Annotated in this window: 18 protein-coding genes; 5 read left to right on the plus strand and 13 right to left on the minus strand. The window is 40.7% G+C overall.

The genetic code is table 11. The features are described from left to right. Positions 1-172 precede the first annotated feature (172 nt). On the minus strand, positions 173-721 hold the full coding sequence (locus QP439_RS07675) for an ECF-type riboflavin transporter substrate-binding protein (protein ID WP_101785455.1): 549 nt from the start codon (positions 719-721) through the stop codon (positions 173-175). Positions 722-739: 18 nt separating this feature from the next. Then, on the minus strand, positions 740-1,588 hold the full coding sequence (locus QP439_RS07680; RefSeq protein ID WP_261027692.1) for an SAM hydrolase/SAM-dependent halogenase family protein: 849 nt from the start codon (positions 1,586-1,588) through the stop codon (positions 740-742). A gap of 188 nt (positions 1,589-1,776) precedes the next feature. Here QP439_RS07680 and trkA point away from each other — a divergent pair, with 188 nt between their 5' ends. Both trkA and QP439_RS07690 read left to right on the plus strand, forming a co-directional pair. Next, the gene (gene trkA / locus QP439_RS07685) at positions 1,777-3,126 is read left to right on the plus strand and encodes a Trk system potassium transporter TrkA (protein ID WP_000691703.1); all 1,350 of its coding nucleotides are present in this window, start codon (positions 1,777-1,779) and stop codon (positions 3,124-3,126) included. Between the two features lie 3 nt (positions 3,127-3,129). Further along, the gene (locus tag QP439_RS07690) at positions 3,130-4,569 is read left to right on the plus strand and encodes a TrkH family potassium uptake protein (RefSeq protein WP_004241354.1); all 1,440 of its coding nucleotides are present in this window, start codon (positions 3,130-3,132) and stop codon (positions 4,567-4,569) included. A 338-nt stretch (positions 4,570-4,907) separates the two neighbouring features. Here the strand turns inward: QP439_RS07690 and pflB are convergent, their stop codons facing one another. Next, positions 4,908-7,232: a formate C-acetyltransferase gene (gene pflB / locus QP439_RS07695; RefSeq protein WP_000260632.1), complete on the minus strand. Its 2,325-nt coding sequence runs from the start codon at positions 7,230-7,232 to the stop codon at positions 4,908-4,910. 238 nt (positions 7,233-7,470) lie between these two features. Here pflB and dinB point away from each other — a divergent pair, with 238 nt between their 5' ends. Beyond that, positions 7,471-8,532 (plus strand): DNA polymerase IV, encoded by a 1,062-nt coding sequence (dinB, locus tag QP439_RS07700; protein WP_254753665.1) that lies wholly within the window; start codon positions 7,471-7,473, stop codon positions 8,530-8,532. Between the two features lie 32 nt (positions 8,533-8,564). Here dinB and QP439_RS07705 read toward each other — a convergent pair whose 3' ends face one another. Both QP439_RS07705 and QP439_RS07710 read right to left on the minus strand, forming a co-directional pair. After that, complete coding sequence (locus QP439_RS07705) at positions 8,565-9,410, minus strand: undecaprenyl-diphosphate phosphatase (RefSeq protein ID WP_049501842.1); 846 nt, start codon at positions 9,408-9,410, stop codon at positions 8,565-8,567. Between the two features lie 60 nt (positions 9,411-9,470). Further along, complete coding sequence (locus tag QP439_RS07710; RefSeq protein WP_254753664.1) at positions 9,471-11,360, minus strand: DUF2207 domain-containing protein; 1,890 nt, start codon at positions 11,358-11,360, stop codon at positions 9,471-9,473. Between the two features lie 138 nt (positions 11,361-11,498). Between QP439_RS07710 and QP439_RS07715 the strand changes: the two genes are divergently transcribed. Beyond that, positions 11,499-13,064 carry an ABC transporter substrate-binding protein/permease gene (locus tag QP439_RS07715; RefSeq protein WP_254753663.1) on the plus strand — a complete coding sequence of 522 codons (1,566 nt, stop codon included), beginning with the start codon at positions 11,499-11,501 and terminating at the stop codon, positions 13,062-13,064. Beyond that, positions 13,064-13,804, plus strand: a complete 741-nt coding sequence (locus tag QP439_RS07720) for an amino acid ABC transporter ATP-binding protein (RefSeq protein WP_000189477.1) — start codon at positions 13,064-13,066, stop codon at positions 13,802-13,804. The genes QP439_RS07715 and QP439_RS07720 overlap by 1 nt, the downstream gene beginning before the upstream one ends. 90 nt (positions 13,805-13,894) lie before the next feature. On the opposite strand, the gene QP439_RS07725 is transcribed toward QP439_RS07720, so the two are convergent. From QP439_RS07725 to rpmB, 8 genes are all read right to left on the minus strand, one after another. Further along, a complete protein-coding gene (locus QP439_RS07725; protein WP_001130036.1) occupies positions 13,895-14,110 on the minus strand; it encodes a capsule biosynthesis transcriptional regulator in 216 nt (71 codons plus the stop codon). An 845-nt stretch (positions 14,111-14,955) separates the two neighbouring features. Continuing rightward, positions 14,956-16,206 (minus strand): threonine ammonia-lyase IlvA, encoded by a 1,251-nt coding sequence (gene ilvA / locus QP439_RS07730; RefSeq protein ID WP_004256769.1) that lies wholly within the window; start codon positions 16,204-16,206, stop codon positions 14,956-14,958. A 112-nt stretch (positions 16,207-16,318) separates the two neighbouring features. Beyond that, positions 16,319-17,341: a ketol-acid reductoisomerase gene (ilvC, locus tag QP439_RS07735; RefSeq protein ID WP_000290683.1), complete on the minus strand. Its 1,023-nt coding sequence runs from the start codon at positions 17,339-17,341 to the stop codon at positions 16,319-16,321. A gap of 66 nt (positions 17,342-17,407) precedes the next feature. Then, complete coding sequence (ilvN, locus tag QP439_RS07740) at positions 17,408-17,884, minus strand: acetolactate synthase small subunit (protein WP_001253803.1); 477 nt, start codon at positions 17,882-17,884, stop codon at positions 17,408-17,410. Beyond that, on the minus strand, positions 17,877-19,577 hold the full coding sequence (locus QP439_RS07745) for an acetolactate synthase large subunit (protein WP_285389207.1): 1,701 nt from the start codon (positions 19,575-19,577) through the stop codon (positions 17,877-17,879). Before QP439_RS07745 ends, ilvN begins: the two co-directional genes overlap by 8 nt. A gap of 201 nt (positions 19,578-19,778) precedes the next feature. After that, a complete protein-coding gene (locus tag QP439_RS07750; RefSeq protein ID WP_285389209.1) occupies positions 19,779-21,446 on the minus strand; it encodes a DAK2 domain-containing protein in 1,668 nt (555 codons plus the stop codon). A 2-nt stretch (positions 21,447-21,448) separates the two neighbouring features. Continuing rightward, positions 21,449-21,814 carry an Asp23/Gls24 family envelope stress response protein gene (locus QP439_RS07755; protein WP_000216437.1) on the minus strand — a complete coding sequence of 122 codons (366 nt, stop codon included), beginning with the start codon at positions 21,812-21,814 and terminating at the stop codon, positions 21,449-21,451. 155 nt (positions 21,815-21,969) lie between these two features. Beyond that, positions 21,970-22,158, minus strand: a complete 189-nt coding sequence (gene rpmB / locus QP439_RS07760; RefSeq protein WP_001140948.1) for a 50S ribosomal protein L28 — start codon at positions 22,156-22,158, stop codon at positions 21,970-21,972. Positions 22,159-22,358: the final 200 nt, after the last annotated feature.

Consider the following 22,358-nt stretch of genomic DNA (forward strand, 5'->3'; position numbering starts at 1 on the left):
TCAAAAAAGAAAGGACGAAATTTGTCCTTTCTCGGTTTTAGCTTTTATTCAACCCACTACAGTTGACAAAGAGCCTAAAATCTTAGCGCCAAAAAGATTCCTATCCTAGCTTACTTGCCTAACTAATCTATAAACATCGAAAAAGACTGGTTGCCCAGCCTTCCCCATAATTTTAGTCCTTTTTCAAACTTCCTGCACGAGTTTGAGTTCCTGCATAGGCAAGCAAGAGAAGAGTTCCTGCAATAGCTACAGATACACCATTAGCAATTCCCGCAACAATTCCTTGTGCAAATACTTTTTCTGCCGCTTCTTGATAAATCACAACATCTCCAAGTGGTGCCAAGACACCCCAAACAAGGGCATTTGCAAGTAGTTGAATGAGGTTAAAAATAAGAATATCTTTCCAGTCAAAGACACCATTGATCACGCGAACGTACTTTCTAAATAGCCCCACAGCTAGACCAAAGAGGCCGCTAGCGATAATCCAAGTCCACCACAGACCATATCCAGCAAGAGAGTCCTTGATTGCATGACCAATCACCCCGACAAGCAAACCGATAATCGGTCCAAAAATAATAGAAAGTAGCGCTTGTACCGCATACTGAAGCTGGATGCTTGTATTTGGAACAGGGGTCGGAATGTTGATCATCCCGATGACGACAAAGAGGGCCGCGCCAATTCCGACAGCAACAACTTGTTTAATTGTAAATTTGATTTCCATACTATTTATTCTCCTATTTTATCCTTCTATTTTCTTTATTTCAATGATCCAAGATGAACCGACGCCCACATTATAAGCCTTGGCAAAGGAACCTTGGTTGATAGCCAGACCTAAACGATAGAGAGAGTTGATGTAAAGGATGGGTTGCCCAATTCTCACATCCGCAAATGATTTGCCATAGACAACCTGATTTTGATAGACCAGCATATCTGCATGATAGATAGTCACTTCAAAACGGTCACCGAATGCTGGTTCCAGCTTGTAAAACTCTTCTCGCGTGATAGAGGTCCAAAGCGAACCAAAACGTACATCCAGAATATCAATAGCTCCCTTCACCAGATGCTCTTCAATGATGGTCTCTACGACTGGAAGTTCCACAATCTGATCCACACTGAGCTCTGGCCCCACTTCCTCAAAAGTAATGTGACCACTGGCCAGTTTAGCACCAGTATAGGCATAGACATCACGACCGTGGAAGGTATAAGAATGCTCTGTATTTTGACGTCTATTGGCCACTTCAGAAATTTCACGAATGGCTACAATGCCAACGTGCTTCTTGATAAAAGAAAGCGTCCCATTGTCTGGCGTGACAATGTATTGATTTTTTGCAGTCTTAGCAACTACGCTCTTACGTTTCGAGCCGACACCTGGATCGACAACCGATACAAAAGTCGTTCCCTCGGGCCAGTAATCCACCGTCTGAAAGAGACGATAGCTCCCCTCAAAAATATTATAGGGCGTGATATCGTGCGTCAAGTGATGGATTTTTAAGGTTGGAGATTCTTCTAAAGCCACTCCAATCATAGCCGATACCGCACCATCAACCAGACCAAAGTCTGATTGTAATACCAGTAAATTATTATTCATTTTATCTCCTTGTATATCCTTTATCATACCATATTTCAGAGAAAGGTGCTAATAGCTATTTCAATTGATTAGGGTATAGTTTTACCTTATAGCAAATTTCCTACTAAAAACTCTGGTGATTAGCTAGTAGGTGCATTTTTTCTTGAAAAAAGGTATGATAGTTACATAATGAAGAAGTAGGTTTTATTATGAAAATTATCCTTGTCGGAGGGGGAAAAGTTGGTTCTGCCCTCTGTCGCTCCTTGGTTGCAGAAAAGCATGATGTTTTGCTGATTGAGCAAGACGAAGCTGTCCTCAATCATATTGTCAATCGCTTTGATATCATGGGTATCCTTGGTAACGGGGCCGATTTTACCATCCTTGAGCAAGCCAGTGTCCAGGATTGTGATATCTTTATCGCCCTGACTGAATACGATGAAGTCAACATGATTGCAGCCGTTCTAGCCAAAAAAATGGGAGCTAAAGAGACCATCGTTCGGGTGCGGAACCCTGAATATTCTAACTCTTATTTCAAGGAAAAGAATATTCTCGGTTTTTCTCTTATCGTTAACCCTGAGCTCTTGGCTGCCCGCGCTATCGCGAATATCATTGACTTCCCCAACGCCCTATCTGTCGAACGTTTCTTTGGGGGACGGGTCAGCTTGATGGAATTCACTGTTAAATCCTCCAGTGGTCTTTGCCAAATGCCCATTTCTGATTTTCGGAAAAAATTTGGCAATGTCATTGTATGTGCGATAGAGAGGGATCATCAAATTATCATTCCAAGCGGTGACATGACTGTACAGGATAAAGATAGAATCTTTGTCACTGGTAACCGTGTTGACATGATGCTCTTCCATAATTATTTCAAGTCTCGTGCCGTGAAGAGCCTTCTCATCGTCGGTGCAGGTAGAATTGCCTATTATCTACTTGGTATTCTCAAAGACAGTCGTATCGATACAAAAGTCATTGAAATCAATCCCGAAATCGCCAGCTTCTTTAGCGAGAAATTCCCAAATCTCTACATCGTTCAAGGAGATGGAACCGCAAAAGATACCCTGCTGGAAGAAAGTGCTCAAAACTATGATGTCGTTGCCACTCTAACAGGAGTCGATGAGGAAAATCTAATTACCTCTATGTTCCTTGACAGGGTAGGTGTACAAAAAAATATCACCAAGGTCAATCGTACCAGTCTCCTCGAGATCATCAATGCACCTGATTTTTCAAGTATCATCACACCTAAAAGCATCGCTGTAGATACGATTATGCACTTTATTCGTGGTCGTGTTAATGCCCAGTATTCAGACCTTCAAGCCATGCACCATCTAGCCAATGGCCAAATCGAAACCCTACAATTCCATATCAAGGAAGCCAATAAAATGACTGCCAAACCTCTTTCTCAACTGAAATTGAAAAAAGGGGTTCTTATTGCAGCCATCATTCGAAAGGGCAAGACTATTTTCCCAACTGGGGAGGATATGTTGGAAGTTGGAGACAAGCTCCTAGTAACAACTTTGTTGCCAAACATCACCAAGATTTATGACTTGATCGCGAGGTAAGAAATGAATAAAAGTATGATTCGTTACCTCCTTTCAAAATTACTTTTGATTGAAGCTGTTCTTCTTTTGGTTCCTGTGTCTGTCGCTCTCTATTACCGTGAATCGAGCCAAGTCTTTACGGCCCTCTTTTCAACAATAGGGATTCTCGTATTACTAGGCGGTTCAGGAATTTTACAAAAGCCCAAAAATCAACGGATTTATCCCAAGGAGGGAGTCTTGATTGTTGCCCTCTGTTGGATCCTTTGGTCCTTCTTTGGCGGTCTCCCCTTTGTTTTTGCTAAGCAAATTCCCAGCGTTATCGATGCCTTTTTTGAAATCAGTTCTGGCTTTACAACTACTGGAGCAACTATTCTGAACGACGTTTCGGTCCTCAGTCGTTCCCTCCTCTTCTGGCGAAGTTTTACCCACTTGATTGGAGGGATGGGAGTGCTTGTTTTTGCACTTGCTATTATGGATAATGCCAAGAATAGTCACCTAGAAGTGATGAAGGCTGAGGTTCCTGGCCCTGTTTTTGGTAAAGTAGTATCCAAACTAAAAAACACTGCCCAGATTCTCTATCTCCTTTATCTAGCTCTCTTCTCCCTCTTTGTCATCATCTATTATCTGGCTGGCATGCCCCTATTTGATAGTTTTGTCATTGCTATGGGGACAGCAGGTACAGGAGGCTTTACCGTCTATAACGACGGGATTGCCCACTATGGCAGCTCACTGATTACCTATCTGGTTAGTATCGGAGTTCTGGTTTTTGGGGTAAATTTCAATCTCTACTACTACCTCATGCTCCGTCGCGTCAAAGCCTTCTTTGGTGACGAGGAACTTCGTGCTTACTTGGTCATTGTTCTGCTTTCTACAGGCTTGATTAGCCTCAATACTCTCTATCTCTATCCAGGATTTTCAAAGAGTTTTGAAATGGCCTTCTTCCAGGTTTCCAATATCATTACAACGACTGGTTTTGGTTACGGAGACATTACCAACTGGCCCCTCTTCTCCCAGTTTATCCTTCTCTTCCTCATGGGAATCGGTGGCTCTGCTGGATCAACCGCAGGTGGACTCAAGGTTATCCGAGGCCTAATCCTTTCAAAAATTGCTAAAAATCAGATTTTATCAATCCTATCGCCCCACCGTATTTTGACCCTCCATGTTAATAAAACGGTAATTGACAAAGATACCCAGCATAAGATTCTCAAGTACTTTGTCATCTATTCTATGATTTTGCTATCCCTTATCTTCATTGTCAGCTTAGATAGCAATGATTTTCTGGTTGTGACCAGCGCTGTCTTTAGCTGTTTCAATAATATCGGACCTATCCTAGGAACCACTTCTAGTTTCTCAATCTTTAGTCCTATCTCAAAAATTCTCCTCTCCTTTGCAATGATTGCAGGGCGCTTGGAGATTTACCCAATCTTACTTCTCTTTATGAGGAGAACTTGGTCTAAGAGATAAAATACAACCACACCTTGTTTCCTTACAAAGTGTGGTATTTTTATTTTCATACTCTTCGAAAATAAAATTCAAACCACGTCAGCTTCGCCTTGCCGTATATGTGTGACTGACTTTGTCAGTCTTATCTACAACCTCAAAGCGGTGCTTTGAGCAACCTGCGGCTAGCTTCCTAGTTTGCTCTTTGATTTTCATTGAGTATCAAATACCTCCCGCAACTCAACAAGTATCTTTGAATCCCGGTCAGACATTTCAATACCTGACTTAAGGAATTTAAGAGCCCAAAAACAACCCTCAGTCGACTGACCGAGGGTTCTTTATTTCATTATTCAAGAACTTGATTAGCTCAACGCATCCAAGGCATCATCCATTGAAAGAACTTCGTGGAAGACACGTTGTGTCAATTCAGTTTTTTGTTCTGGAGTGAGGTATTTAGTGTTTACACAGTATCCAGAAATACGTACGATAACATCTTCACCTGACATGATCTTTTCGTAAACATCGTTCAAGTCCATAACGTTCAAGTTAACGTGTTGTCCACCGTTTTCAAAGTAACCATCAAGGATTGTTACCAAGTTATCAACTTGTTCGTCACGAGTCTTACCAAGAGCGCGAGGCGATACTTGTGTAGTCAATGAGATACCATCAGCTGCATAACTGAAGTCAAGGCTAGAAAGTGAGTTCAAGTTTTGCAACCATCCACCTTTAGCTTTGTTAGATGGGTTAGCACCTGGTGAGAAGAATTCAAGTTTAGACAAGTTCACAGAACCATCTTCGTTGAGGTATACACCTTTGTGGACTGGTGAGTTACCAGTTTGTTTAGAGTAAGCAACGTTAGATGTGATAGTCAAAAGTGATACTGTAGCTTCAGCGTCTTTGTAAAGTTTGTGGCTACGTAGACGAGTTGTGTAAGCTTCGATCAACCATTCTGCCAATTCGTTTGAACGTGGGTCATCTTCACCCCAACGTGGGTATTCACCGATTGTTTCATAATCGTAGATGTAGCCATTTTCATCACGGATTGGTTTAACTGTAGCGTATTTGATAGCTGACAATGTATCAACAGTGTTGGCAAATCCACAGATACCGAATCCCATGTTGGCACGTTGTTTAGTTGGCAAGAAGGCCATTTGAACAGCTTCGTAGTTGTACTTATCAGTCATGTAGTGGATGATGTTCAAAGCATCTACGTAAGTGTCAGTCAACCAGTCAAGAGATTTTTCAAAGTTATCTTTAACTGATTCAAATTCAAGAACTTCGTCACGGATTGGTTCGATGTCAAATACTTTGTAGTCTTTGTGAACATCGTCGTAACCACCGTTCAAACCAGTAAGAAGGGCTTTCAATACGTTTACACGCGCACCGAAGTACTGGATGTTGTGGCGTTGTTCTTCATTTTCTGGGTCAAGTGGAGACACACAGCATGAGATACAGCTCATTTCACCATATCCGTCTTTAGCCATTGTTGTTACACCTTCATATTGGATTGAAGAGTGTTTGTGGCTCATGTGCATACAGTAGCGACGGAAGTTGTATGGCAATTTATCAGTCCAAAGAACTGTCAAGTTTGGTTCTGGAGAGTTACCGATGTTGTCAAGTGTGTTCAAGAAACGGTAGTCCATCTTAGTAACACGGTGACGACCGTCGTTACCCATACCAGCCATAGAAGTTGTGATGAAAGTTGGGTCACCTGAGTACAATTGGTCGTAAGCTTTTGTACGAGCAAATTTAACTGTACGAAGTTTCATAACGAAATCATCAACGAATTCTTGGATTTCTGATTCAGTAAATGTACCACGAGCAAGGTCACGTTCTGCAAAGATGTCCAATACGATTGGTACACGTCCTAGAGATGTAGCAGCACCGTTGATAACACGGCAGACAGACATGAAGGCGATGTTAACCCATTGGATAGCTTCTTTAACGTTCATCGCTGGTTTGCGAACGTCAACTCCGTAAAGGTCACCCAAGCGAACAACTTGTTGCAATGCTTGGTATTGAAGGTTGATTTCTTCACGAAGACGGATTGTTTCTTCATCGATTTCTTCGATTGCGTTCCAGTCGTTTACTTTTTCTTGCATCAAGTAGTCTGCACCGTAAAGAGCAAGACGTGCATAAACACCGATGATACGTCCGCGTGAGTATGCATCTGGAAGACCAGTTACAGTGTGTGCGTGACGTGCACGACGAATGTTTGAAGTGTAGGCACGGAAGATACCGTCGTTAACTGTTGTTACGTATTTAGTAAAGATTTCGTGAACAGCTGGATCTGGTTCGTATCCATTTTCTTTCAAAGTAGTTTCAGCCATACGGATACCACCTTTTGGCATGAAGTTCAATTTGAAGAGTTCATCGTTTTGGATACCGAAGATAACTTCATTTTCTTTATCGATAAATCCTGCTGGGATATCAGCGATAGATGTTGGACGAGTGTCCATTGGGAAACGAGTTTCTTCGTAGTGTGCCTTAGTTTCTTCTACAATTTTTTTGATGTGAAGTGAACGTTCTGTTGGTCCTGCGAGGAAGCTTTCGTCTCCATCATAAGGTGTGTAGTTAGCTTGTACGAAGCGTGATACACTTGCTTTTTCTTTCCAATCTACGCCTTTGAAGCCTTCCCAAGCTTTGTCAAAAATATCTTGTGCTTCAACAACTGTCTTAACAACCATGTTAATGTCCTCTTTTTTCTTTCTAGTAACAACAATCTGTTACATTCATGAGACAAGTATAACACACAGTAACCGATTTCAACAAGTAGAAAACCCTTATTTTTACACTTTCTTTTCTAAAACAGTCTATATTTTGTTCCAAACTGTATTATATTTTTGAAAAAAATATACCCTTTTTCCCTTTTTTCAGAAAAAAGGGTATAATAAAAGAAAATAAGCAGTAAAAAGGGGGCTAGGCATGTTGATTTTTCCTTTGTTAAATGATTTGTCAAGAAAAATCATCCATATTGACATGGATGCCTTTTTTGCTGCGGTAGAAATCAGGGATAATCCTAAACTCAGAGGAAAACCTGTCATTATCGGAAGCGACCCTCGGCAAACAGGTGGGCGTGGTGTCGTTTCTACCTGTAGCTATGAGGCACGAGCTTTTGGTGTCCATTCAGCCATGAGTTCTAAGGAAGCCTATGAACGTTGTCCCCAAGCCGTCTTCATCTCAGGAAATTATGAGAAATACAAATCTGTAGGACTCCAGATCCGAGCTATTTTTAAGCGCTATACAGATTTGATTGAACCTATGAGTATTGACGAAGCCTATTTGGATGTAACAGAAAATAAACTCGGTATCAAGTCAGCGGTCAAAATCGCTCGCCTCATTCAAGAGGATATCTGGCAAGAACTCCATCTAACTGCTTCTGCTGGCGTTTCTTATAACAAATTCTTAGCTAAAATGGCTAGCGATTATCAAAAACCTCATGGTTTGACAGTGATTCTACCTGACCAGGCTGAGGACTTTCTCAAACAAATGGATATTTCCAAGTTTCATGGAGTAGGAAAAAAGACGGTGGAACGTCTTCATCAAATGGGGATTTTTACTGGCGCTGATCTACTTGAAGTTCCTGAAGTGACCCTAATAGACCGTTTTGGAAGACTGGGCTATGACCTTTATCGAAAGGCTCGTGGTATTCACAATTCCCCCGTCAAATCCAATCGCATCCGTAAATCAATCGGGAAGGAGAAAACCTATGGAAAGATTCTCCGTGCTGAGGAAGACATCAAAAAAGAGCTGGCTCTTCTATCAGAAAGAGTTGCTCTCAATCTACATCAACAAGAAAAAGCTGGAAAAATTGTCATTTTGAAAATCCGCTACGAAGACTTTTCAACTCTTACTAAACGAAAAAGTATTGTTCAAAAAACACAGGATGCTAGTCAGATAAGTCAAATAGCCCTGCAACTCTATGAAGAGTTAAGCGAAAAAGAAAGAGGTGTCCGCCTATTGGGGATTACCCTTACTGGATTTTAAAACCTTGAAGAGCTGCCCCTTCAAGGTTTTTCTTATACAAATAAACGAACAAAGCTATAAAGTAGCAAGACACTACCAAGCACGATACGGTATTTACCGAAAAGGGTAAAGTCGTGTTTTTTCACATAACTTGTCAAGAAACGAATAGCGATCATGCTGACCGCAAAGGCGACTCCCATCGCAACCAAGAGCAAGAACAATTGTCCAAAGCTCAAGAGCTGTCCTGCTTTCACAAATTTGAAAATCTTTAATGCGCTGGCTCCAAACATAACTGGAATTCCAAGATAGAAGGTAAATTCTGTCACAACAGAACGACTGGTTCCATTTAACAAACCACCGACAATCGTTGCCCCAGAACGACTGGTTCCTGGTAAAAGAGCAAGAACTTGGAAGAGTCCGATATAGAAAGCTGTCGTATAAGGAAGCTTGTCCAACTCTGTTACACTTGGCTCGATAGCACGCGCTTTATTGCGCTTTTCCAAATAGATAAAGGCAATCCCATAGATAATCAACATGAGAGCAACTGAAACCATGTTATGGAAGTGGGTATCAAACCAATCATCAAATTTAAAGACGGCAAGTAAAGGCAAAGTGGCAACCAAGACCTTCAACCACAGTCTCCAAGTCTTACGAACTTCCTGCTTATCCTTAGTCGGTTTGAAAGGATTGAGCTTGTTAAAGTAAATCACCATAACCGCTAAAATCGCACCAAGCTGAATCACGACATTAAACATGGACATAAAAGATTCATTCTGATTTTGGTATTGGATAAACTCCTCTGCTAAAATCAAGTGCCCTGTACTCGAAATCGGCAACCATTCCGTAATTCCTTCAACAATACCGAAGAAGATAGATTTTAAAATTTCAATAAGATACATAGATTACTCCTTTTTCTATCTTCCATTATAGCATATTTTTTCAGCCATTGATAGCTCTCTTTAAAAGGCACCGATACTGCCCCCGCCGCCACCTCCGGAGAAGCCACCACCAGAACTTCCACTTCCAGAAGATACGGAGTAGGTACTTGCTGTATTTGCGACACTAGCATAATGGCTCATTTGCGCACTTGAATGATAAAACATACTATGCCAGCCATATGCTACATAGAGATTGATATCTGGATTTTCCACTTGAATCTGATGAACCTTCATCAAATGACTAACCTTGTCCGCATAGCCAAATAAGGTCGCATAGACCAAGAGACGATTCCAGACCACAATACTTTCCAATTCAGCCTGATCCAATCGTGCAATCTCACGCAACATATTTTCAAAACTGGTCCAGAGATAGTATACTTCTGCTCCTGCTTCATTTAGGACACCATCACGATTATCTAATCGAAGCTTCCAATAATAGAAAACAGCCATAACCAAACCTAGAAAACCAAGTATTGCCAAGGGGATATAAAGATAGCCATAAACGTCCAAACTGTACAAGAACAGACCAAATCCGATAAATAATGGTAGGATCGTAGAAAGTCCCATCCCCACTTGCAAGGCCTTTTCCCCACCAGTTAAAGGTCGATAGTAATCTGGGAGTCCCCAGAAGGAAACTCGATTTCGCACTCCTTCTTGCATCTCTTTCAATACTTCTTCGAAAGAAGATTTGAGCTGAAGCCCTCTTGCTTGAATCCGTTTTTCATCAGCAGCTTTGGCTCCGCGATAAAGACTTTCAGATACCTTGTAATCTGCAAACAAATTGGAAAGAGCTGTTTCTTTTTTGCCTGAAAAAGCCAGATTTAGACAGTCTTTCTCAAAGCTTGACAAACCATCTTCTTTTACCAGTCTTAACCCAACTGCATCCCCTTCTGAAATGATAGAGACATTCCCACGGTCTATCACATCTAGCAAAGTAGCTTGAACAAGTTGGTCAAAGGTGAATTTACCTGCTCCTTTGGTTAGAGGACTCACTTCCTCCAAAGAGGTAGAGTAGACAGCCTCTGATAAAACCATAGGTTCTAATTCCATTGGTGGTTCATAGAGACGATGATTTTTGGCATATTTGACTGAAGAAGTGGTCTTTCTTCTATAAATAAAATAAAAGCAGACACTCAATAACAAGGAGATGGAAAGGATAGAAGGGAAGACCCAAGTAACTAGCTGTTTACTTTGCTCTTTTTCTTTAAAAATCGAGTCTTCTATCCTATTAAACTCTTCTAAACGATTCCCTTTCAAGCCCTGAACCCTAGCGCTAGCAAAATCGGTCCGAGGCCAATAAGCATGCAATTCAACTCCACGCTTAGGAGGAAGATTGTCTAAACGAATAGTATAATCAAGGTTACTCTTTTCAATCGTTCCCTCTCTAAAAAGTTTCCCTGTATGGAAAAAGAGTTTTTCAGCTCCCTTGTCTCCCCTCACATGAAATTCAAACTTTCCAATAGCCCCTGAACTATCTGTTAAAGGTTGCCAATTTAATTCAGCGATATCATCATAAAGGAAAAGCAAATTTTTTAAGTTCCAAGTGATATCAACTTCCACTGTGTCGCCTTCCTGACCTGGATTGTAGACTTTCACAGTATAACCATTCGCTTCTTCTGTCACTTCGCTCGTAACATCTGTCAGTTCCGCACCGTTTTTCGCAGCCTGAACCTTTGGATGAGGATCAATGTCAAACCCACTAGGCATCTTACCAGCACGTCCAAGTCCCACGATTTGGCCCTTAAAGTCCTCCTCGAACTGATAAACTATCTTTTGTCTAAATTCTGCCGTGTTATCTGCATGAATATACAAATCTCCTTGGTAGGAGTTTATCTTGAAATCAATGGCAAAAACAGAGAGTGGCAGAAGGTAAAACAAGCCTAACACCAGTAAGAAAAAAGTTTTTTTCATTAAACAAGCCCCCTTTTTATCTTTGCTATCATTATATCATTTTTTCTCAAGTAAGGGCTTACCTGTATTGAAAAATAGAGTTTTTTTCGATAAAATAGGAGACAGTTATTTTTTAATAGATTAGAAATAGGAGAAATCATGAGAAAAATATACTTATCTATTTTCACAAGTCTCTTGCTGATGCTGGGACTTGTCAATGTTGCCCAAGCCGATGAATATTTACGCATCGGGATGGAAGCAGCATATGCTCCCTTTAACTGGACTCAGGATGATGATAGCAATGGGGCTGTCAAAATCGATGGGACTAACCAGTATGCTAACGGATACGATGTTCAAATCGCCAAGAAAATCGCTAAGGACTTAGGTAAAGAACCTTTGGTTGTTAAAACAAAGTGGGAAGGTCTAGTTCCTGCCCTTACTTCTGGTAAGATTGACATGATTATCGCAGGTATGAGTCCTACTGCTGAACGCAAACAAGAAATCGCCTTTTCAAGCAGTTACTACACTAGCGAACCAGTTTTGCTTGTCAAAAAAGATTCTGCCTATGCAAATGCCAAATCTTTGGATGACTTTAATGGTGCAAAAATCACTTCTCAACAAGGTGTCTACCTCTACGACTTGATTGCACAAATCACAGGTGCTAAAAAAGAAACAGCCATGGGAGACTTCGCTCAAATGCGCCAAGCTCTTGAGGCTGGTGTCATTGATGCTTATGTTTCTGAACGCCCAGAAGCACTGACTGCTGAAGCTGCTAACTCTAAGTTCAAGATGGTTCAAGTAGAACCAGGTTTCAAAACGGGGGAAGAAGATACAGCTATCGCCATTGGACTTCGTAAAGATGACAATCGTATTAGCCAAATCAATGCCAGCATTGAAACCATTTCAAAAGACGACCAAGTTGCCTTGATGGATCGTATGATCAAGGAACAACCTGCCGAAGCTACGACAACTGAAGAGACTAGCAGTAGTTTCTTTAGCCAAGTCGCTAAAATTCTTTCTGAGAACTGGCAACAACTATTGCGTGGTGCTGGTATCACTCTTTTAATCTCAATCGTCGGAACCATCATAGGTCTCATTATTGGTCTTGCCATTGGTGTCTTCCGTACTGCTCCTCTCTCTGAAAATAAAGCTATTTATGGCTTACAAAAGCTAGTCGGCTGGATTCTCAATGTCTACATTGAAATTTTCCGTGGTACACCAATGATCGTTCAATCGATGGTTATCTACTACGGAACTGCCCAAGCTTTCGGTATCAACCTTGACCGCACACTTGCTGCTATCTTCATCGTTTCGATCAACACTGGTGCCTACATGACTGAAATCGTTCGTGGTGGTATCCTAGCAGTTGACAAGGGACAATTTGAAGCTGCGACTGCTCTTGGTATGACTCATAACCAAACCATGCGTAAGATTGTCCTACCTCAGGTTGTCCGTAACATCCTACCAGCAACTGGTAATGAATTTGTCATCAATATCAAAGATACATCTGTATTGAACGTTATATCTGTTGTCGAACTTTATTTCTCAGGAAATACCGTGGCAACACAAACCTATCAATACTTCCAGACATTTACAATCATCGCCGTGATTTACTTTGTCCTCACCTTCACCGTAACACGTATCCTACGCTTCATCGAACGCCGCATGGACATGGATACCTATACTACAGGTGCTAACCAAATGCAAACGGAGGATTTGAAATAATGACACAAGCAATCCTTGAAATTAAACACCTCAAAAAATCCTATGGACAAAACGAAGTGCTAAAAGACATTTCTCTAACTGTTCACAAGGGTGAAGTTATCTCTATCATCGGAAGCTCTGGAAGCGGAAAATCAACCTTCCTACGCTCCATTAACCTACTTGAAACTCCAACTGATGGACAAATCCTTTATCATGGACAAAACGTTCTCGAAAAAGGCTATGACCTCACGCAATACCGTGAAAAGTTGGGGATGGTGTTCCAATCCTTTAACCTCTTTGAAAATCTTAACGTACTTGAAAACACAATTGTCGCTCAGACGACTGTCCTTAAACGCGAACGTACAGAAGCTGAAAAGATTGCCAAAGAAAACCTTGAAAAGGTCGGCATGGGAGAACGCTACTGGCAAGCAAAACCGAAACAACTCTCAGGTGGTCAAAAACAACGTGTAGCCATCGCTCGTGCCCTCTCCATGAATCCGGACGCCATTCTCTTTGATGAACCAACATCAGCTCTCGATCCAGAAATGGTTGGAGAAGTCCTCAAAATCATGCAAGATTTGGCTCAGGAAGGCTTGACCATGATTGTTGTAACCCACGAAATGGAATTCGCCCGTGATGTCTCTCATCGTGTTATCTTTATGGATAAGGGTGTGATTGCTGAAGAAGGCAAACCAGAAGACCTCTTCACTAATCCTAAAGAAGACCGTACAAAAGAATTCCTTCAACGCTATCTCAAATAAAAAGAAAAGGCTGCATCAACCGTGCAGTCTTTTTACTAGCCAAAAAATGAAAAGGCAGACCCTATTCAAGAATCCGCCATCATCCAAAGATTAATCTTCAAATTTTTCATGATTTTTTTCATAGAAATCAATTAAACCTAGAGCTGTTTCAAATGAAATATTTTTTACTTTTGCACGACCCTGCGCTAGAGCAATGATAGACATTTCACGCGCATTCGTTTCTTTAGAGATACGGTAGCCTGTGATCTTCTTATCACGAACCCAGCCAACAACTGATTCTACTTTTTCAAAGTTTGACTTAGCCATGTCCTTCTCCTATTTTCTTCTTTACGATATTTAATTGTATACGTTTTTATGTGTTTTGTCAATAAAAAAACATATATTCAATAAAATTAATGATTTATTTTTCTGTTACTATCTTATTAAAGCCGATAATATATAGGTTTTCACTTACTATAAACCATTAGTAAATACCTTTAAAATAATTGTATTATTAACTCTTTTGTTTGTAAAAATATTCATAATTTACAAATGCCAGTTCGGGATAGGTTAGACAGGTTTTATCTTCAACTTTATTCTATTTATCCAACTTTAAAACAATATTTCTAATAGTGAAAGACTTTCTCTCCACACTATTACTAACTATTATTTCTCTTCTCCTTCTTTGATATTCTTCCTGCCTTTATAAGCACTTTTCACTTGATCAACTGGTACTATTTATTTACTTTATCAATATTCCTTTTTATTTCTTCAAACCTATAAAAAGATGAGTAGTTAGGAGACAATAGTATCCTATCTTCTAACATTTTCCACTGTTTTTATCTTCTTAGTATCTTATCACTCTTCTCAGTTAACTCAGTATAAGGATTCTCATTAGTATTGATTATTTTTTCTAATTCCTATTATATTTAACCAAATTTCAGATTAGACATATATAAAATAGTGAATTCTAAAAATACGCCTTATATATAACAAGTAATTTTACTCCCTTACTATAAACTGAATCAAAAAATAATAGGTACTATAATGACTTGTGATAGAAATAGCGTAATCGATTTCCTAAGTCCATAGGAATCGCCCCCTTTCTTCACCCTCATTATAGCACCTATACATCAGTTGTGCAAATAATATGATGTTTTTTTTATTAGTCCTCAGACAAGCATATTATAGAGCGTTTCATTACCATTTAAGTTAATATAAGATGGATCAAAACCTTCCATTCGACGAATCAAGCCTGCATAATCATGCTTATCTGCCAAGGCAATCCCAATCAATACTGGGCCTGTCCCCTTGCTAGCTCGTTTGATATACTCAAAACGTGTGATATCATCATTTGGCCCCAAGATATCATTTACAAACTCACGCAAAGCCCCCGGACGCTGTGGAAAATTAACCACAAAGTAATGCTTGATCCCATCATAAATCAAGGCACGCTCTTCCATTTCCGGCATACGGTTGATATCATTATTTCCTCCAGAAATGATACAACAAATGGTTTTCCCCTTGATATATTCAGCTAAAACCTCTAAAGAGGCGATACTAGCCGCTCCAGCAGGTTCTGCGACAATCCCTTGCTTAGAGTAAAGGTCAATCAAGGTTTCAGAAATCAATCCCTCATCGACACCTACTAAGGTTTGAACATATTGACGAGTTGCTTCATAGGTCAATTGACCTACCTTTTGTACAGCAATCCCATCCGCAAATTTGTCAATTTCTTTGAGTTTGACAGGTCCACCAGCTTCAAAGGCAGCTTTCATGGAACGTGCCCCATTAGCCTCTACTCCGATGACTTCAATTTCTGGACTTGTTTCCTTGATATAGGTAGAAACCCCAGCAATGAGACCGCCACCTCCAACAGGAACTAAGACAGCATCAAAATCAATCGATTCTTTTCGAGCTTCTTCTAAAATCTCATAAGCAACGGTCCCTTGACCAGCCTGAACATGGGCATCATCAAAAGGATCAATAAAGGTACGATTTTCAGAAACTGTAAATTCTTGAGCTGCTTTGGCTGAGGCATCAAAAGTATCTCCAACTAATTTAATAGTCACGAAGTCCCCACCAAAAAAGCGAACTTGACCAATCTTTTGTTGCGGAGTAGTAATGGGCATAAAGATAGTAGCAGGAATTTTCATCTCATTACAAGTATAGGCAACTCCCTGCGCATGATTTCCCGCAGAAGCGCAGACTACCCCACGTTCACGCTCTTCCTTGCTGAGCTGGGAAATGGCATAATAGGCACCACGGATCTTAAAAGAACGAACACGTTGAGCATTTTCCTTTTTCAAATAAATCTTAGCACCATACTTCTCCGATAAATAATGGTCATAATCCAGTGGGGTATTCACAACCACACCGTTCAAGACCTTATGAGCCTTGATTATATCTTTTGAACTTAACATCTTTTTCTCCTAGACTATTTCATACTTATCGTAATCCATCTTTTAAAAAGAGATGAATTGATTATAAAAGCGAGTTAGTCCCCCAACTCGCCTTCACCTTAATTTCTATCAATTAGTTATAGATTTTAAATGCATCATCGTCGTTTTTACCAACGAATGGCATTGCTTTACGCAATTCTGCACCAACTTTTTCAATTTCAAGGTTAGCTGCTTGTTCACGGTAAGCAGTCAATTTTGGACGTCCAGCTTTATAGTCATTTACAAAGTCATTTGCAAATTTACCATTTTGGATGTCTGCCAAGACAGCTTTCATGTTTTCTTTAACTTGCTCAGTAATTACACGTGGACCTGATACATAGTCACCGTACTCAGCAGTGTTTGAAATTGATTGACGCATTTTCTTGAATCCACCTTCGTAGATCAAGTCGACGATCAATTTCATTTCGTGAAGAACTTCAAAGTAAGCCAATTCTGGAGCGTAACCTGCTTCTGTCAAGACTTCGAAACCTGCTTCGATAAGGGCAGTCAAACCACCACAAAGTACAGCTTGTTCACCAAACAAATCTTCTTCAGTTTCTTCTTTGTAAGTTGTTTCAAGAAGACCTACACGAGCTGCTCCAACACCTTTACACCAGTCCATAGCAATGTTTTTCGCATTTCCTGTTGCATCTTGGTAAACTGCATAAAGAGCTGGAACACCAAATCCTTCTTCATAAGTACGACGTACCAAGTGTCCTGGTCCTTTAGGTGCACACATAAAGACATCTACATCCGCAGGTACTTTGATAAATTCAAAGTGGATGTTGAAACCGTGAGCAAATCCAACTGCGTTTCCAGCTTCCAAGTTTGGAGCTATTTCTGCTTCGTACAATTCTTGTTGGATTTCATCTGGTGCCAAAATCATGATAACGTCAGCTAATTTAGTTGCTTCTGCTACTGTGTAAGTATCAAATCCATCTTCTTTTGCTTTGTCAAAAGATTTACCTGGACGTACACCGATGATAACATCACGACCTGAATCACGCAAGTTTTGTGCATGCGCATGTCCTTGCGAACCATAACCGATAACAGCGATTTTTTTACCGTCAAGCGCTGCTACTTTAACATCTTTTTCGTATTCCATTTGAACTGCCATAGTTTTTTTCTCTCTTTTCTATTATTTATTGCCTTTTAGGCTGGTTTAACAAATTTAAGTCGATTTTTAATCGCGGGTAAATCCAGTTGCTCCCGTTCGAGCAATATTACGAATACCGTATGGTCGAATGACTCGCAATAAAGCTTCGCTCTTTTCTGCATTTCCCGTCATCTGAATGGTAATCGAGCTTGGTGCTACGTCTACCACTGTTGCACGGAAAGGTTGAATAATCGCTAGAATCTCAGCTCGCTTCTCAGCTGGCGCTGACATCTTAACCAAAATCACCTCGCGCTCCAAATGAGGTTTGTCTGTAATATCACGAATGCGAATCACATCAATCTGACGATTGAGCTGTTTGATAATTTGCTCCACCTCATCATGTGAAGCAACATCAATAATAATGGTGATACGCGATACATTCGGATCTTCTGTTGCTCCAACAGAGATGCTTTCGATATTAACCTGACGACGAGATAGGACACCTGTAAAGCGATTGAGGACTCCTGAACGATTTTGTAGTTTTGCTGTTAACATTCTACGCATGGAACTTCACCCCCAACATCTCATGATTACTCTTACCAGCTGGTACCATTGGTAACACCTGTTCCTTACGAGAAATATCTACCTCGATGAGCATAGGAACATTCTCAGTGATGACTTCAAGGTCTTGAGCCAAGGTCTCAGGATTGTCAAACTTATAGTTTTTAATGCCATAAGCTTGTGCCATCAATTGGAAATCAGGAAGGGTATCAAAGACTGACTCTGACGTTCTACCTTCATAGAAGGATTCCTGCCATTGGCGAACCATTCCAAGCGAGTGGTTGTTCAGCATAACCACCTTGATTGGCACCTTGTAAATGTTCAAAATAGCCAATTCCTGGTTGGTCATTTGGAAACCACCATCCCCAACGAACAAGACTACTTCCTTATCTGGGTTAGCAATTTTAGCTCCAATTGCTGCTGGAATTCCAAATCCCATTGTTCCCAAACCACCTGAAGTCACTAACTGACGTTCATTTTGGTAGGGATAATACTGGGCTGTCCACATTTGGTGTTGACCAACATCTGTTACCACAATGGCATCTCCATGCGTCAATTCACCAATTCGTTCAATAACAGCTTGCGGCTGAACCACACGCTCTTTCTTATCATAAGAACGAACGCGGTTCTTGTCTTTAGTGACTTTTTCAATCCATTTTTCAGTATTGTTATGAACTGTCGGCTCAGCCAGCAACATTTGCAAGGCTTTCTTAGCATCTCCAACTACAGGAATATCTGCACTGATAATCTTGCCAATCTCGGCTGGGTCAATATCAATGTGGGCAACCTTAGCATTCTTAGCGAAGGTCTTAGGATTCCCCGTCAAGCGATCATCGAAACGGCAACCAATACTAATCATAAAATCAGCTTCTGTCATGGCAATATTAGCTGCGAATGACCCATGCATCCCCCCCATTCCAAGGAAGAGTGGGTGACTCGTTGCAATCGTACCTTGCCCCAAAAGACTGGTTACCACTGGAATTTGATAGCGCTCTGCAAATTCATTTAGTTCCGCAGCAGCTTCAGCATAACTAATCCCACCACCAGCAAGCAAGACTGGCTTTTTAGCCTTGGATAATTGCTTCAAGATTTTCTTGATTTGCATATCATTTGGCTCAAGAGTCGGCTGATAGCTTGGTAAATTTACTTCTGGTGAATAGATGAAGTCTGTTTCTAAAGCAGATACGTCTTTAGGTAGGTCAATGACAACTGGCCCTGGACGGCCTGTAGTTGCGATATGGACAGCTTCCGTAATGATACGCGGAATATCAGCTGTCTCACGAACTTGGTAATTGTACTTAGTGATTGGCATGGTAATTCCCACGATGTCTGCCTCCTGAAAGGCATCCTTCCCAATCCCTGCTCGCGCCACCTGCCCTGTAAAGACCAAAAGGGGAACGCTATCGCTCATGGCATCCGCAATCCCTGTAATGGCATTTGTTGCTCCCGGTCCGCTAGTGACGACGGCAACACCCAACTTTCCAGTTGATTTGGCATAACCTTCAGCTTCATGCAGACAACCTTGCTCATGGCGTCCTAGAATGTGGCGAATGCCTTTAAAATTATATATCGCATCATAAAAAGGCAAGACAGCACCACCAGGATAACCAAAGATGGTATCAATTCCTAAATCACGAAGTGTTTCCAAAACTAGGTCCGACCCCGTCTTAGGAGATTCTAAACTGATTTTCTCCATTGTTCCCCTTTCTCTTCTCTTAAAAATAACTTGTTACTATCATACCATTTTTTCAAAATTTTTCAAGAGAAAAGAAGAAATTTTCTGAATTTTCTATTTTAACGTTTATTTATGAATGTTATTTTTGTTTTTATTAAAAAGATACCGATTTCATTATTCAAATGAAGAAAAAAGAACTGATTTCTCAGTTCTTCATTAATCTTATTCCACACTAAATAGGTATGGGTAAACAGGTTGTTGGCCTTGGTGAATCTCGACTTCAACGTCTTCGAATTCTTCTGCGATTTCTTGAGCAATTTCATTGACAAGTTCTTCGCTTCCGTCTTCACCGACATAGAAGGTTACGATTTCACTATCTTCATCCAACATATGTTTCAATGTTTCAGTCAAGGTTTGGTGCATGTCAGGGTTTGACACGAGGATTTTCCCATCCACCATACCAAGATTATCATTCTCATGGATTTCTAAGCCATCAATGGTTGTATCACGCACAGCTGTTGTGACGCTTCCACTAACGACATCACTGAGGGCTGCAGTCATACGCTCTTGGTTTTCTTCGATGGACTTGCTTGGATCAAAGGCAAGAAGACTTGTCAAACCTTGTGGCAAAGTACGAGCTTCCACCACTACTGCTGGTTGTTCCAAAACTTCTGCTGCAGATTGAGCTGCCATGAAGATATTTTTGTTGTTTGGCAGGAAGATAATATTACGAGCGTTGACCTGTTCAACAGCCTTGATAAAGTCTTCTGTTGAAGGGTTCATAGTTTGACCGCCTTCAATAACATAATCCACACCTTGAGAACGGAAGATATCTGCTAGACCTTTACCAGCCACTACAGCAATCAAAGCATACTCTTTTTCTTCAACAGGCTTGTTAACTTGAGCAGCTTCTTTCTCAACCTGTGCTTCGTGTTGGTTACGCATATTGTCAACTTTTACCTTGACCAAGCTACCATATTTAAGACCTTCTTGCATAACAAGACCTGGATCTTCTGTATGGACATGGACTTTGACGATTTCATCATCATTGACAACGAGGAGAGAGTCTCCAAGTTCATTCAAGTAGTTACGAAATTCATTGTAATCAAAATCTTTAGCATAGGTTGGACCTTGCTTAAGAGCTACCATGATTTCAGTACAGTAACCAAAGGTAATGTCCTCAGTCGCTACGTGACCAGCTACAGACTTGTGGTGCTCTGCATTGATCATTTCACTCATGTTGGCCGGAGTCGCTACAAAGTCCTCAGATGCAATATATTCGCCAGTAAGGGCTGAAAGGAAACCTTCGTAGATGAAGACCAATCCTTGACCACCTGAGTCCACAACGCCAACTTCTTTCAATACTGGAAGCATGTCTGGCGTTTTAGCTAGAGCTGTTTTAGCGCCTTCCAAAGCTGCGCGCATGACTTCAACAGCGTCATCTGTTTGCTCAGCTTTTTTCTTAGCACCGATAGCAGCACCACGAGAAACTGTCAAAATCGTTCCTTCAACTGGTTTCATCACTGCCTTATAGGCAACTTCCACACCTGATTGGAAGGCAAGAGCCAAGTCTTGACCTGTTAACTCGTCTTTATCCTTGATAGCTTGTGAAAATCCACGGAAAAGCTGAGATGTAATAACTCCTGAGTTCCCACGCGCACCCATCAAAAGACCTTTGGCAAGAATGCTCGCTACCTCACCAACTGTAGAAGCTGGCTTGTCTGCAACTTCTTTAGCACCATTTTCAATGGTCATTCCCATGTTTGTTCCAGTATCTCCATCTGGAACTGGAAAGACGTTTAATGAATTGACATATTCAGCTTGCTTATTCAAGCGAGTTGATGCAGCCTGCACCATTTCTTGAAATAAGCTAGTAGTAATTTTTGACACGGTTATTCTCCTACAACTTTGATATTTTGAATGTAGACATTTACAGTCTGAGCAGTAATTCCAAGCTGGTTTTCCAAGCTAAAACGAACACGCTCTTGAATGTTTTTTGACACTTCGCTAATCTTTGTTCCGTAGCTCAACACGGTATATACATCAACTGCAATACTGCCATCTTCGGCCGCCTTTACGACGACACCTTTGGAATAATTTTCCTTACCTAGAAGGGCTTGGAAATTATCTTTGAGGGCATTTTTACTAGCCATACCGACCACACCAAAAATCTCAGTTGCTGCTCCACCTACGACGGTTGCAATCACTTCATCTGTTAGTTCGATTTGACCATCTTTTGTATTAATTTTTACAGTCATCCTTTTTACCTCAACTAGTTGATACTCTATTTTATCATATTTCAGCCCAAGTGTAAAAGCAGAATACTGTATCAGCGGATATTTACTCCGTTTTTCAAATGATTTTATACCCACAACAAAAGAAAAAAGACCCTGAGGTCTCCTTACTTTTATTATTAAACGCGTTCAACTTTACCTGATTTCAAAGCACGAGCTGAAGCCCAAACTTTTTTAGGTTTACCATCGATAAGAACAGTAACTTTTTGAAGGTTTGGTTTTACGGCACGTTTTGTTTGGTTCATCGCGTGTGAACGGTTGTTTCCTGATACAGTCTTACGACCTGTAAAGTAACATACTTTAGCCATTGTGTTTTCCTCCTATTAGATCTAATATAGCGGATGTGCTAGCACCACATACCGTACTATGTTATCACACTTTCTTCTTTTTTGCAAGGGAATTGGAAGATTTTTTTATTTAACGTAGACAACGGTAACTTCTCAAAGTAACTTCCACTTGCCTGACCAAAGTGGAAATTAGTCTAAAACGGATTTTTATGGTGGAATTA

This window comes from Streptococcus sp. UMB1203 (assembly GCF_030217725.1).
Taxonomy (GTDB): Bacteria; Bacillota; Bacilli; order Lactobacillales; family Streptococcaceae; genus Streptococcus.

Excerpts from the sequence above, each read along its gene's own strand:
- QP439_RS07675 (WP_101785455.1), bottom strand. The coding sequence starts at position 721 with ATGGAAATCAAATTTACAATTAAACAAGTTGTTGCTGTCGGAATTGGC.
- QP439_RS07680 (WP_261027692.1), bottom strand. The coding sequence starts at position 1,588 with ATGAATAATAATTTACTGGTATTACAATCAGACTTTGGTCTGGTTGAT.
- trkA (WP_000691703.1), top strand. The coding sequence starts at position 1,777 with ATGAAAATTATCCTTGTCGGAGGGGGAAAAGTTGGTTCTGCCCTCTGT.
- QP439_RS07690 (WP_004241354.1), top strand. The coding sequence starts at position 3,130 with ATGAATAAAAGTATGATTCGTTACCTCCTTTCAAAATTACTTTTGATT.
- pflB (WP_000260632.1), bottom strand. The coding sequence starts at position 7,232 with ATGGTTGTTAAGACAGTTGTTGAAGCACAAGATATTTTTGACAAAGCT.
- dinB (WP_254753665.1), top strand. The coding sequence starts at position 7,471 with ATGTTGATTTTTCCTTTGTTAAATGATTTGTCAAGAAAAATCATCCAT.
- QP439_RS07705 (WP_049501842.1), bottom strand. The coding sequence starts at position 9,410 with ATGTATCTTATTGAAATTTTAAAATCTATCTTCTTCGGTATTGTTGAA.
- QP439_RS07710 (WP_254753664.1), bottom strand. The coding sequence starts at position 11,360 with ATGAAAAAAACTTTTTTCTTACTGGTGTTAGGCTTGTTTTACCTTCTG.
- QP439_RS07715 (WP_254753663.1), top strand. The coding sequence starts at position 11,499 with ATGAGAAAAATATACTTATCTATTTTCACAAGTCTCTTGCTGATGCTG.
- QP439_RS07720 (WP_000189477.1), top strand. The coding sequence starts at position 13,064 with ATGACACAAGCAATCCTTGAAATTAAACACCTCAAAAAATCCTATGGA.
- QP439_RS07725 (WP_001130036.1), bottom strand. The coding sequence starts at position 14,110 with ATGGCTAAGTCAAACTTTGAAAAAGTAGAATCAGTTGTTGGCTGGGTT.
- ilvA (WP_004256769.1), bottom strand. The coding sequence starts at position 16,206 with ATGTTAAGTTCAAAAGATATAATCAAGGCTCATAAGGTCTTGAACGGT.
- ilvC (WP_000290683.1), bottom strand. The coding sequence starts at position 17,341 with ATGGCAGTTCAAATGGAATACGAAAAAGATGTTAAAGTAGCAGCGCTT.
- ilvN (WP_001253803.1), bottom strand. The coding sequence starts at position 17,884 with ATGCGTAGAATGTTAACAGCAAAACTACAAAATCGTTCAGGAGTCCTC.
- QP439_RS07745 (WP_285389207.1), bottom strand. The coding sequence starts at position 19,577 with ATGGAGAAAATCAGTTTAGAATCTCCTAAGACGGGGTCGGACCTAGTT.
- QP439_RS07755 (WP_000216437.1), bottom strand. The coding sequence starts at position 21,814 with ATGACTGTAAAAATTAATACAAAAGATGGTCAAATCGAACTAACAGAT.
- rpmB (WP_001140948.1), bottom strand. The coding sequence starts at position 22,158 with ATGGCTAAAGTATGTTACTTTACAGGTCGTAAGACTGTATCAGGAAAC.